14 protein-coding genes and 1 pseudogene are annotated in these 11,932 nt (G+C 67.6%); 9 read left to right on the plus strand and 6 right to left on the minus strand.

The window, feature by feature from the left end; genetic code table 11:
• Window positions 1–194 precede the first annotated feature (194 nt).
• Entirely contained in the window at window positions 195–722 is a 528-nt protein-coding gene (locus B2742_RS09715) for a hypothetical protein (RefSeq protein ID WP_292065569.1), read from the plus strand.
• 37 nt (window positions 723–759) lie between these two features.
• Entirely contained in the window at window positions 760–1,239 is a 480-nt protein-coding gene (locus B2742_RS09720; RefSeq protein WP_292065572.1) for a hypothetical protein, read from the plus strand.
• A 126-nt stretch (window positions 1,240–1,365) separates the two neighbouring features.
• Here B2742_RS09720 and B2742_RS15530 read toward each other — a convergent pair whose 3' ends face one another.
• Window positions 1,366–1,677 (minus strand): excalibur calcium-binding domain-containing protein, encoded by a 312-nt coding sequence (locus B2742_RS15530; RefSeq protein WP_414633057.1) that lies wholly within the window; start codon window positions 1,675–1,677, stop codon window positions 1,366–1,368.
• Window positions 1,678–2,050: 373 nt separating this feature from the next.
• Between B2742_RS15530 and B2742_RS09725 the strand changes: the two genes are divergently transcribed.
• A complete protein-coding gene (locus B2742_RS09725; RefSeq protein WP_292065574.1) occupies window positions 2,051–3,109 on the plus strand; it encodes an OmpA family protein in 1,059 nt (352 codons plus the stop codon).
• 214 nt (window positions 3,110–3,323) lie between these two features.
• Here B2742_RS09725 and B2742_RS09730 read toward each other — a convergent pair whose 3' ends face one another.
• The 5 genes from B2742_RS09730 to B2742_RS09750 form a co-directional block, all read right to left on the minus strand.
• Complete coding sequence (locus B2742_RS09730) at window positions 3,324–4,127, minus strand: inositol monophosphatase family protein (protein WP_292065577.1); 804 nt, start codon at window positions 4,125–4,127, stop codon at window positions 3,324–3,326.
• 104 nt (window positions 4,128–4,231) lie between these two features.
• Window positions 4,232–4,801: an elongation factor P gene (efp, locus tag B2742_RS09735; protein ID WP_292065580.1), complete on the minus strand. Its 570-nt coding sequence runs from the start codon at window positions 4,799–4,801 to the stop codon at window positions 4,232–4,234.
• Window positions 4,802–4,907: 106 nt separating this feature from the next.
• Entirely contained in the window at window positions 4,908–5,453 is a 546-nt protein-coding gene (locus B2742_RS09740; protein WP_292065582.1) for a tryptophan-rich sensory protein, read from the minus strand.
• Between the two features lie 45 nt (window positions 5,454–5,498).
• A complete protein-coding gene (bfr, locus tag B2742_RS09745) occupies window positions 5,499–5,999 on the minus strand; it encodes a bacterioferritin (RefSeq protein WP_292065584.1) in 501 nt (166 codons plus the stop codon).
• A 140-nt stretch (window positions 6,000–6,139) separates the two neighbouring features.
• Window positions 6,140–6,325: a (2Fe-2S)-binding protein gene (locus B2742_RS09750; protein ID WP_292065587.1), complete on the minus strand. Its 186-nt coding sequence runs from the start codon at window positions 6,323–6,325 to the stop codon at window positions 6,140–6,142.
• Between the two features lie 125 nt (window positions 6,326–6,450).
• Between B2742_RS09750 and thiE the strand changes: the two genes are divergently transcribed.
• From thiE to B2742_RS09780, 6 genes and pseudogenes are all read left to right on the plus strand, one after another.
• A complete protein-coding gene (thiE, locus tag B2742_RS09755; protein WP_292065589.1) occupies window positions 6,451–7,110 on the plus strand; it encodes a thiamine phosphate synthase in 660 nt (219 codons plus the stop codon).
• Window positions 7,111–7,176: 66 nt separating this feature from the next.
• On the plus strand, window positions 7,177–8,859 hold the full coding sequence (locus tag B2742_RS09760) for a sensor histidine kinase (protein WP_292065591.1): 1,683 nt from the start codon (window positions 7,177–7,179) through the stop codon (window positions 8,857–8,859).
• A 92-nt stretch (window positions 8,860–8,951) separates the two neighbouring features.
• Window positions 8,952–10,373 carry a cytochrome ubiquinol oxidase subunit I gene (locus B2742_RS09765; RefSeq protein ID WP_292065593.1) on the plus strand — a complete coding sequence of 474 codons (1,422 nt, stop codon included), beginning with the start codon at window positions 8,952–8,954 and terminating at the stop codon, window positions 10,371–10,373.
• Entirely contained in the window at window positions 10,373–11,404 is a 1,032-nt protein-coding gene (cydB, locus tag B2742_RS09770; protein ID WP_349681120.1) for a cytochrome d ubiquinol oxidase subunit II, read from the plus strand. The genes B2742_RS09765 and cydB overlap by 1 nt, the downstream gene beginning before the upstream one ends.
• Entirely contained in the window at window positions 11,379–11,546 is a 168-nt protein-coding gene (locus tag B2742_RS09775) for a hypothetical protein (RefSeq protein WP_292065598.1), read from the plus strand. Before cydB ends, B2742_RS09775 begins: the two co-directional genes overlap by 26 nt.
• A gap of 18 nt (window positions 11,547–11,564) precedes the next feature.
• A pseudogene (locus B2742_RS09780) lies at window positions 11,565–11,932 on the plus strand (hypothetical protein); the annotation flags it as partial.

Raw genomic sequence — 11,932 nt, forward strand, 5'->3', positions numbered from 1 at the left:
TCTTTCGTTCTCGGTCATCCATCGAAAGTGCTTCACCCTCCCGCGGACCGCAACGTCCGCTATGGGTCGAGGGCCGACAGGCCGCCAAGGGTGGGTTGCTGCCATCCGAAAGCCTGTGTCGCCGGGTCTGGAATTAGCTGGAAGCGGCCACGCCCCCCGCTTGCGAAACTCGGGCGCTTTGATAGCAAAAGACCATGAGCGGCCTTTCAAAAACGGTGTGCGGACCTTTGTCGCTTGCTATCGTCTGCCTGTTGGCGGGCGCTTCTGCGATCTCGCCTGCCGCGGCACAGTCTGATCCGGCGGAGCGTGCGTTCGCCACGCTGATCGGCCGAATGGACGCGGCGCGGAGAGTGCAATTCTGTGCGTTTGTGGCACAGAATGCTGTGACGCAGGCGACCGAAGCGCCCACGCCGGTGCTGCGAACCAGCCGGGAGTCACAGGCACAGCGGCTTCAAGCCCGGCTCGCTCCGCACCTCGACCGCGCCAACGCATCCCTGTCCGGGTCGGACTTGCAGCGCATTGAGCGTGAGAACAACGAATACATGGGGTTGCTGAGCTATGCCCCGTCGCAGGAGATCAGCAGGCGTCTGAACGATCCCGCGGTGATGGAGGACTTCCTGGGGCTATGGCTGTCCGACATCGGAAGCCGCTGCGACGTCATGCTGGACGGCATGGGCATCACGCCGGTGGAGGTTCCTGAGCCGCCCGAAGGCGGTAGCTGACAGGTGAGCGATGCCGCGGCGCAGCCATGAGATTGAAATGAACGGCTTATATGATCGAGGATGGCTACGAGCGGGGCTCTTGAGTCTTGCGATCCTGTATCCCTCAAATGCTCTGGCGGATGATGCGGCTTTTGACGGCCCCATGATGTGGAGTGGGTTCGGTCCCAGCCAGGTAATTGACAAAGCGGAACGCTGTGGTCTTGACGCCGAGGCGCTCAGGGTCACCCAAGAGGTCTACCGGTCGATGCCACGCACCGATGAGGAACGCGTTGCTCTTGAAGCGCGGCTCCTGGAGATTGGGGAGCTTGCGGGCTTCGGTCGCGATCCCACGCAAAGTTCAGTGAGCCGGGACTTCCTTCGCACCATGCTGACGTCCCGTGTGCTTGTGACGCTGAACTACGAGGCCCGGCGAGGCCAGGAAGGGATGACTTGCGTGGAGCGGTGGCTAACGGATGAAGGATTCCGTCGGGTCGGCGCCGACGAGGCTGACGCCATTCGTGCAAGCGGTTTGGATTAAGCGCTGCCTGCGCTGAATGTCATTCTCCGCCGATCACGCGCCGAAGCTCCCGTCGGGCTTTCAGCGTCACGCCCGGCTCATAACCAGGACGAGCCGCAATGGTCGCGCCGTATTAGGGGTCGCCCATTACCAGTGTGGTTCACACGCCAGGCCGTCGCCATCGCTGTCCATTCGAGAGCGGTAAGACGGGTCTGATCTCGGAATGTTAAACCGCCTGTCGGCTCGCGCCGCTGCGCAGTTCGCGTATTGCCTATCAACTCGGGGGACTGGTTTCACCTCGTTGTAAATCGCGTGGGCCTTGGCGAGCGGCTCCGTCCAATCGACCAGCCCTCCAGCGAAGACCACTGCGAACACGGCTGCAGGCAGGATAAGCTTGCGCAACCCGAACCGCGCCCGCGGATCGGGTTCAAGCTTCATGGGGCGTACGTACGGGGCCATTCCGGCATCATCGGGCGCCAAGGTTAGCAGCGTGGCAACGGAAAGGCTTACCGCCCCAGGTCAGCTACGGGTCGGGAGCGGACCGTCGCCTGAGGGCGGGAAGCGGACTCTGGCCCTTCGGTCCCTGACGGTCCGCCAAGCGCCAGAAGCAGGCTTTGGCTCACCGCGCGAAACCTGATGCTCAACGTCGCAAACGCGGAAGTCGGCTATCGACCGAGAGTCCGCTCATGTGTTCTGGCAGGCGCATCTGCGGCTTTGGCGCCACAATAACCGGACAGACGATCCCAATCTCGGAAAGCGATGCAACCCCATGCCAGCTTGACCATTGAGCTATCGCTCGTGGGGTCTCTTTCCCGCGATGGAGGGACAGAGAATGAAGATGCAATTAATGGCCGGGGCAGCGCTCCTGGCTTTGTTCGCCGCCACCCCGGCGCTCGCTGATCCGGATGGCGTCTATGTCGCCGGCGACCTCGGCTACCACTGGCCGCAGGAAAACGAGTGGGAAGCATGCACGGGGGTCATCTGCGCTCCGGTCGACGTCAAGGCTGGTGACGGCTGGGCCGGCTTTGGCCGCCTTGGCTACCGTCTGAACGCCAACTGGCGCGTCGAGGCCGAGGCCGGCTACCGCGAGAGCGACGAGCTCGAACTGGACGGCATCACCGTGCCGGATGTCGACGCGAGCACCACCACGCTGATGGCCAATCTGCTGTACGACTTCGGTAACCGCGACGCCTCGTTCCGTCCGTTCGTCGGCGCGGGTATCGGGGGCGCCAAGGTCGAGGTCGAAGACGTCGACGACACCACCTGGGGCTGGCAACTGCTGGCCGGCGCCGCCTGGCGCATGAGCGAACGCACCAGCGTCGACCTGACGTACCGCTATCTGAACGTTTCCGATCTGGAAATGACGGATGGCGTCGACAGTCTGGCGGGCGACTTCGAGGATCACTCGCTTAGCCTGGGTCTGCGCTATTCGTTCGGCGCGATAGCGGCTCCGCCAGCCCCGCCGGTCATGGCCCCTCCGCCCCCGCCAATGCCCGTGACTCCTCCGCCGCCCCCGCCGCCCCCGCCGGCGCCGCCGCGCCCCGCGGTCCCAGCGGACCGGGAGTTCGTGGTGTATTTCGACTGGGATCGCTCGGACCTGACGGCGGAAGCCTCGTCGGTGGTCACCCAGGCCGCCAACTATGCCAAGTCGGGCCGTCCGACGCGCATCCTGGTGGTCGGCCACGCCGACACCTCGGGTTCGGCGGCGTACAATGTGGGCCTGTCGAACCGGCGCGCCCGCACCGTGGCTGATGCTCTGGTCGCCCAGGGCGTCAACGGCGGCGCAATCTCGCTGGACGGCAAGGGTGAAACCGCCCTGGCCCGTCCGACCGCCGACGGCGTGCGCGAGCCGCTCAACCGTCGCGCCACCATCGGCATCAACTTCCGCTAAACCCGGAAGGCCGAAGGCCAGCACTACAGAGCCGCCGGTCCTCCAAGGAGGGCCGGCGGTTTTCTTTGCGCCAAGAAGGGTCATTCGCGTGCCGCGGAAAAGCAGACCTTGCCAAAGACCGGGTTGAGTCCACTTCCGGACTCGGGAACTGCGGGCTTGGTCCGTCGCCTGCGGGTCGAAAGCGGCCCACCGCTCCAGGCCGGATAGCTCGGTATTACCCGCGCAGCACCTTCAGCAGCTGCGGATGCAGCTCCGAATTGGTCGCCAGAATCTGCGCCCCCGTCTCCGGCCGGCCCTCGCCGTCGATGGTGGTGACCACGCCGCCCGCCTCGGTGACGAACAGGATCCCCGCCGCCACGTCCCAGGGCTGCAGGTTGCGCTCATAGTAGGCGTCGTACCGCCCAGCCGCGACCCAGGCGAAGTCCAGCGCCGCCGAGCCCAGCCGGCGGATGCCCGCCACGCGCTGGCCGATGGCGTGGATGTCCTTGATGGCCTGGGCGTGGCCGGTCTTGCCGATGAAGGGCAGGCCGGTGGCGATCAGGCTTTCCGACAGGTCGCGGCGCCCGGCGACGCGAATGCGCTGGTCGTTCAGATAGCAGCCCTTGCCCTTTTCGGCCCAGAACAGCTCATTCATCACCGGATTGTAGGTCACGCCGGCCACGATCTCCGACGACCCGTCCGGCGCGGTGCGCTGCAGGCCCACGGTGATGGCGAAATGCGGCATGGCGTGCATGAAGTTGGTGGTGCCGTCGATCGGATCGACGATCCACCTGTGGGACTTGTCGGTCCCCTCCATCATGCCGCGCTCCTCGCCGAGGAAGCCGTAGCCCGGGCGGGCCTTCATCAGCAGTTCGTACAGGGTGTCCTCGGCGCGGATGTCGGCGGCCGTGACGAAGTCGCCGGGCCCCTTGCGCGACACCTGCAGCTGGGCGACCTCGCCGAAGTCGCGCAGCATCGGCCGGGCGGTCTTGCGGACCGCGTCGATCATCACGGAAACGAGGGCTGAGGCGAGGGCCATGGGGATCTCCTGGTCCGAAGGTCCTTCAAGGCGTTTAGCCCGGACAGTCGGAGAAGGTCATGGAGGCGCAGGATCGCGCCTCCGGGTCGTGCGGTCGCTCGCGCCTATTCGGCGCGGCGGACGTATTCGCCGGTCGTCGTGTCGACGACGATCCGCTCGCCCACGCCCATATAGGGCGGGATCATGATGCGGACGCCGTTGTTTGCGATGGCGGGCTTGTAGGATGACGAGGCGGTCTGGCCCTTCACCGTGGGCTCGGTCTCGACGACTTCCAGGGTGACCTGGTCGGGCAGGGTCAGGCCGATCGGCCGTTCCTCGTGCATTTCGATGACCACCTTCATGCCGTCCTGCAGATAGGCGACGCGGTCCTCGCCGACCCAATCCTTCTGCAGTTCGGTCTGCTCGTAGGTGGCGTCGTCCATGAACACCAGGGCGTCGCCCTGTTCGTACAGGAACGAGAAGTCCTTCTGCTCGAGGGTAACGCGCTCGACCTTGTCTTCCGACCGGAAGCGCTCGCTCAGCTTGTTGCCGGTCTCGAGGTTCTTGGCCTCGATGTTGGCGAAGGCGCCGCCCTTGCCGGGCTTGACGTGGCTGGCCTTGGTCACGACCCACAGGCCCTTGTTGTGCTCAAGGACCATGCCGGGCTTGATGTTGTTGCCGTTGATCTTCGCCATGGGTGTCTCGGAAGGGATTGGGCGCAGCCTGCGATGGCGCGCGAACGGGCGCAGTCCCTAGAGGAAGCCGGGCCTCACGGCAAGGCGTGCGCCCGGGCGCGGCCTTTCAGTGGACGGTCGGCTGGTGGTCCGCCTTGCGCTGGATGAAGTTGGCGAGGCGGACGCGCCCGCCCGTCGGGGACGCCAGCTTGCCGGCGCTCTCATCCAGCTTGCGCGCCTCGTGGGCGAAGGCCGCGGCCAGACCCGCCGAGGACATGGCCGCCGCGATCTGCAGGCCGCGGTTGGCGGGTCGCATGGCGATCCAGACCGCGTTCATCGCCTGGGCCGCCGCCCAGAGGCCGAGCGCCGCGGTGCGTTCCGGACGCGACGGGGCGTTCCAGACGCGCACGGCCGACAGCGTCGTCACCGAGAACACCGCCGGCAGGATCAGGCTCAGCGGGCCGCGCGGCCGCTCGGTGATGGGGCTGTCGTCCTCGGTCAGGGTCTGGGGTCGCGGCCGGATGGTCCGGCTGGCGAACAGGGTCGCGGCCAGGGCGAAGCCGACGGTGACCGCGACGCCGAGCGCCACGTGCCCCGGGTTGCGGCCGTCGGCGTTCAGGAAACTCGCCGCGGCGTCCTGAACGTCATCAAAGGCTTCGTCGATCGTGGTCATTGCGGCTCCCTCTTGTCGCGGGAGCGGAATGAACGGCGCGGGCCGTCAGTTCCCGGTCGCGCTCTTGTCCGGCGCGATCTCGGTCATGGCGGACTGCAGGTAGTTCTGCTCGCCCAGCTGTTCGATCAGTTTGTGCTGGGCCTCGAGGAAGTCGATGTGCTCCTCGGTGTCGTTGAGGATCCGCATCAGCAGGTCGCGGCTGACATAGTCCCGGGCCGCCTCGCACTGGGCCACGCCGGCCATCAGCGTATCGCGCCCGCCCAGCTCCAGCTGCAGGTCGGCGCCGAGGCATTCGAAGGCGTTCTCGCCGATCTTCAGCTTGTGCAGGTCCTGCAGGTTGGGCAGGCCGTCGAGGAACAGCACCCGCTTGATCAGCATGTCGGCGTGTTTCATCTCGCCGATCGATTCGTCGTAGATGATCTGGCCCAGATGCCGCAGGCCCCAGGCCTCGAACATGCGGGCGTGCAGGAAATACTGGTTCACCGCCGTCAGTTCGTTGGTGAGCACCGCGTTGAGCGTGCGGATGATCGCGGGGTCGCCCTTCATGGCTCAGCTCCTGCCGAATACGGCGTTGAGTCGCCGGTCCGGACGGCGTTCATAACACGGCGAACGGGCTTGTGTTCACTTGCGAACCCTTATCGCGACATTGAAATTGCGAGTAAAAATCGCCCGCAACTGGATGTGCGCTATTCGGCCGCCATGGCGAAGGTTTCGCGGCTGTCCTGGATCATCTGGCGCATTTCGCAGACGCACCGGGCGCACTGGACGGCGCACTGGTTGCGGGCGAAGACATCGCGCGGCCGCGTCGCGCCCGCCTCGATGGCGGCGGCGACGTCACGTTTGCGAAGACCGTTGCAGTTGCAGACGTACACGGCAGGGCGGATCCGACGGGTTGCGAATGGTTCGCTGTAGCATCAACGCCGCGGCGAATGCAAGTCGTTCGCATTCCGTACGACTCCGGTATTGACGCCGGCCGCGGGGCGCCCCAGGCCGCAGCATGGCCCGAGAACCCGTCGTCATCCCGCGTCCGCCCTGCCGGCTCTATCTGATCACGCCGCCGGCGATCCCCGATCTCGCCGGCTTCGCTCGGGATCTGGAGGCGGCGCTGGACGCCGGGGATGTGGCGGCGCTGCAGATCCGGCTCAAGGACGCCGACGATGCGACGGTCCTGGCTGCGGTGGCGGTGCTGAAGCCCGTCGCCCAGGCCCGGGGCGTGGCCGTCATCCTCAATGACCGTCCCGATCTGGCGGCCCGGTCCGGCTGTGACGGGGTGCATCTGGGCCAGTCCGATGGCTCGGTCAGCGCGGCGCGCACCCTGATGGGCCGGGAGGCGATGATCGGCGTCACCTGTCACGACAGCCGCGAACTGGCCATGGACGCGGCCGAGGCCGGGGCGGACTATGTGGCCTTCGGGGCCTTCTTCCCCACCGCGACCAAGGCCACGCTTCACCGGCCTGATCCGGAGATCCTGACCATCTGGCAGGAGACGGTCGAGATACCCTGTGTCGCAATAGGCGGCATCACCGCCGCGACCGCGGGCGACCTGGCCCGCGCCGGTGCTGATTTCGTGGCCGTCAGCGCCGCTGTCTGGGGCCACCCCGACGGACCGGCGGCGTCCATCCGGGAGTTGCATCAAGTGTTGACCACAACCGTCTGAGCTTCAGGGGATATTAGGAAGCCAACGGGTAAGGAATCAGGAAGCAAACGCCGTCCGGACCTGATTATGACCATGAGCCGCGCGCTCGACCCGCTAGAGCCCGTCGTCGGCGCAGACGCCCCGGCGAAGGCGCCCGTCAATACTGGCGTGCGCCCGTCGGGCCTCGGCCAGCCGATGGCGCCTGTGTTCACCGCCGTGGCCGTCATGATTCTGGTTGTTCTGGCCCTGACCTTTGCACGGTCGGCCGGCGTGGTGGCGGGGCTGTGGGGCGCGGCCGGCGTCGCGGTCGCGGTCTGGCTGCGGACCTCGCGCGGACCGCTCTATGATCTGTCTTTCGGCGGGTTGATCGCGGCCGGAATCGCGGCCGGCGAGTTGCTCGTCGGCAATTCGACCGAGCTGACGGTGATGTTCACCGTCGGCAACATGCTGGAGATCTATATCGCCGTCTTGCTGGCGCGGCGGTTCGCCCCGACGCTGAACCTGGCGTCCGTGGAAGGCGCCTGTCGTTTCCTCCTGGCGGCCGCCGTCATAGCGCCCATCCCCGCTGCGGCCTTCGCCGGCGGAATGCTCTGGTGGATGACCGGCGCCGATTTCCTGGACTCGGCCCAGACATGGTGGTTCGGCCACGCCCTGAGCATCGCCGTCCTATCCAGTTTCGGCCTGGCCCTGACCAAGCGGGAGGTGGCGCGCCTCCGCGTCCCCGCCCGGGCCATCGAGGCGACGGTCCTGCTGGGCCTGCTGACGGCCGTTTCCTACGCGGTGTTCTCGCAACAGCAGATGCCGATCGCCTTCGTCACCTTGCCGCTGCTTCTGTTGATCGCGGTGCGGCTGCGGATGCTGGGAGTCACGGCGGCGCTGGTCATCATCTCCATTCTGGCGGTCGGCGGCAGTATGCGCGGCTTTGGTCCCTATTCCGTGGCCTTCGAGGGCGCCGATCGGGCGATGATGGCCCAGTTGCTGGTGCTGTTCGGCTATATGCCGATCATGCTGGTCGCCGCCCTGCTCGAAGAGCGCGACCGGTTTGCGGATCGGGCCAGATTGGGTCAGGTCCGGGCGGAGCGGGCGTCCGAAGCCAAGTCGCGCCTGCTCGCCAATGTGGCGCATGAAATCAAAAGCCCCGTCGGCGGCGTCATCGGCATCGGCGAACTGTGGAAGGCCGGCCAGCTTGGGCCCGTCTCCGCGACCCAGGCCGAGATGGCCGACATGCTGGTCAAGACGGCCCGTCAGGTCGAGGCCCTGGCCCACGACCTGCTGGACGTGGCCCGCGCCGAGTCCGGCGCGGTCAAGGTCGAGTTGCGGCCGACCGACGTGCCCGGCGTGCTGGAAGACGTGCGCCGCGCCACGGCCCTGCGTCCCGACGCCGAGGGCATGAGGCTGGAGGTGATCAGCGAGGGCGACGGCCTGGTGGCCTTGGCCGACTCGCAGCGCCTGACCCAGGTCGTCGCCAACCTGGCCTCGAACGCGGTCAAATACGGCAGCGCCGGCGGCGTGGTCATCTTCCGCGCCTGCAAGATCTACGACGGCGTCCGCATCGAGGTGATCGACCGGGGCGCGGGTCTGTCGGTCGAGAAGCAGACCCAGCTGTTCGAGCCCTTCAACCGCCTCGGCCTCGAGCGTTCGACGGTCGAGGGCCACGGCATCGGCCTCGCCCTGGCCAAGCGGCTGGTGGAACTGCAGGGCGGTTCGATCGGCGTGACCTCGTCGCCCGGCGAAGGCGCGACCTTCTGGGTCGAACTGCCGGCGGCCTGATCGCGGCGTTCCGACGCGCGGCGGTTGGCGCATGGACTCCGAACCGGCCGCGGCGCAAGGCTTGTCCCTCAGACCCTTGAGGACAAAGGCCCGTGGAACTCGACGCACTGCTGCTGTCGCGACTGCAATTCGCTTTCACCATCGCCTTCCACATTCTGTTTCCGGCCTTCACGATAGGTCTGGCGGCGTTCCTTGCCGTGCTCGAGGGCCTTTGGCTCTGGACCAAGCGTGACGCGTTCAAGGTCCTGTACCTGTTCTGGGTCAAGATCTTCGCCCTGAGCTTCGGCATGGGCGTCGTCTCGGGCGTGGTGCTCAGCTACCAGTTCGGCACCAACTGGTCCGAGTTCATTCGTCTGACCGGCGGCGTCATCGGGCCGCTGCTGGCGTTCGAGGTGCTGACCGCCTTCTTCCTCGAGGCGTCCTTCCTCGGCGTCATGCTGTTCGGCTGGAAAAAGGTCGGCCCGAAACTGCACTTCACCGCCACCTGTCTGGTCGCCGTCGGCACCACCATCTCGGCCTTCTGGATCCTGTCGGCCAACAGCTGGATGCAGACGCCCCAAGGCTTCGAGATCATGGCCGACGGCCGGTTCCAGGCCACCGACTTCATGCAGGTGATCTTCAACCCCAGCTTCCCCTCGCGCCTCGTGCACATGCTGCTGGCCGCCTTCCTGACCACCGGTCTCGTCGTCGGCGCCGCCTCGGCGTATCGCATCCTCAAGGAACGCAAGGGTCCGCCCGTGACGGGCTGGACCGAGAGCCGCATCTCGCTGGTCATGGCGGTCGGGCTGGTCGCGGTGCTCGCGCCTTTGCAACTGCTGGCCGGCCACTGGTCCGGCGAGGTCGCCCACAAGCATCAGCCGTCCAAGACCGCCGCCATCGAGGGCTATTGGGAGACCCGCGCCGACCAGCCGCTGCACCTGTTCGGCATTCCGGACCGTGACGCGCAGAAGAACCATTTCCAGGTCTCGATCCCCGGCATCGGCAACGCCATCCAGAACCTGCCGAAGGACGAGGTGATCCTCGGTCTGGACGCCTGGCCGCGCGCGGATCAGCCGCCGCCCTTCATTCCCTTCTTCGGCTTCCGGATCATGGTCGGCCTGGGCCTGCTTATGATCGCACTGGGCGGCGTCGGCGCGGTGCTGATCTGGCGGCGCAGACTGTTCGAAAGCCGGTGGTTCCTGCGCTTCTGCGTCGCCATGGGCCCCTCCGGCTTCATCGCCGTCCTGGCCGGCTGGATGGTCACCGAGGTCGGCCGCCAGCCGTGGGTGGTGTACGGCGTGCTGCGGACCCGCGACGCCGTCTCGCCGGTGACGGCGGGCGAGGTGGCGGCCAGCCTGACCGCCTACATCATCGTCTACGCCGTGGTCTTCACCGCCGGGGCCCTGTTCATCCTGCGGCTGATGGCCGAGGGGCCGGTCGCGGCCCTGACCGAGCCCGCGCCGCGTCAGGACCGGGCGCCCGGCTCGGCGCTGGCCAAGGCGCCCGCGGACACGACGCCGGGGGAGGACGCGTGATGCTGGACCTGCCGCTCATCTGGGCCGGACTGATCGCCACGGCGGTCCTGCTCTACGTCATGCTCGACGGCTTCGATCTGGGGGTCGGCATCCTGTTCCCCTTCGCGAAGTCGAAGGAAGAGCGGGACGTGATGATGAACACCATCGCCCCCGTCTGGGACGGCAACGAGACCTGGCTGGTGCTGGGCGGCGGCGGCCTGCTGGCGGCGTTTCCGCTGGCCTATTCGGTGCTGATGCCGGCGCTCTATCTGCCCGTTCTGCTGATGCTGGCGGGGCTGATCCTGCGCGGCGTGGCCTTCGAGTTCCGCTTCCGCGCCCGCAACCGGGGCCGCAAATTCTGGACCCAGATGTTCGCCGGAGGCTCGATCCTGACGGCGGCGGCGCAGGGCCTGATCCTGGGCGGCTTCATCCAGGGGGTGACGGTCGAGAACGAGCGGTTCGCCGGCGGCCCGTTCGACTGGCTGACGCCCTACACCCTGCTGGTCGCGGCCGGGATCGTGGCCGGCTACGCCCTGCTGGGCGGGGCCTGGCTGATGATGAAGACGCGGGACAATCTGCACGGCGACGCGCGGCGCTGGACCCTGATCAGCGCGGCGGCCGTCGGCGCCCTGCTGGCGGCGGTCAGCATCGCCACTCTGCTGCTGCATCACCGGATCGGCATGCGCTGGGGCATCGATCTGGCCGAGGTGCAGGTCCGTTGGGACATGCTGCTGCCGCGTCTCGCCATCCCGGCGCTGGGCCTCGCGGGTCTCGCCCTGATTGTCGTTTCGGCCCGGCGCGGCTCGCATGTCCGCCCCTTCATGGGGGCGTTGCTGGTGTTCCTGTCCGGCTATCTGGGTCTGGCGGTCAGCTTCATGCCGATGATCGTGCCCTACGCCATCGACTTCCGGCAGGCGGCGGCGCCGGACAATGCGCTGGGGCTGATGCTGGCCGGGACGGCGGTCATCCTGCCGGCCATTCTGGCCTATACGGCCTGGGTCTACTGGGTGTTCCGCGGCAAGATCGATGCGGAGTCCGGCTATCATCATTGATCCGGTCCCACCGCCCGAACCCGACGAGCCGCCGGGCCCGCTCTGGCGGCGGCTGGCCTGGTTCGCCGGACTGGCCCTGGCCGCCTCGGGCCTGACGGCCGTCGTCGCCTATGCGCTCAGGGCCTTGCCGTTCGCGGGTTGAAGGGGGAAGGTCGCGGCCATGAAAATCCTCGCCGCCACCACCACCGCCGCCCTGCTGCTCGCCGGAGCGGCCCACGCCCAGACGCCGCCGCCCCAGACTCCGGCGCCCCAGACGCCGCCGCCGGCGTCGCCCGGCCGTGATCTGACGCGCGACCTCAACAGCGGCCCCCCCGTCGCGGCGACCTATCTGGCCCCGGCGCCCGCGCCGGCGCCGGTCATGACGCCGGCTCCGGCCGCGCCGACGGCGACGGTGGTTGCGCCGACGCCGCGACCGGCCGCACCCGTACCAACCGCGGTCGCGCCGCGAGCGGCCCCGACGCCCCAGCCCCGGGCCGTCCCGGCGACCCCCGCCCCCGTCTCACCGACGCCGGCTCCCCGGGTGGAGCC

This window comes from Brevundimonas sp. UBA7664 (assembly GCF_002483305.1).
Taxonomy (GTDB): Bacteria; Pseudomonadota; Alphaproteobacteria; order Caulobacterales; family Caulobacteraceae; genus Brevundimonas.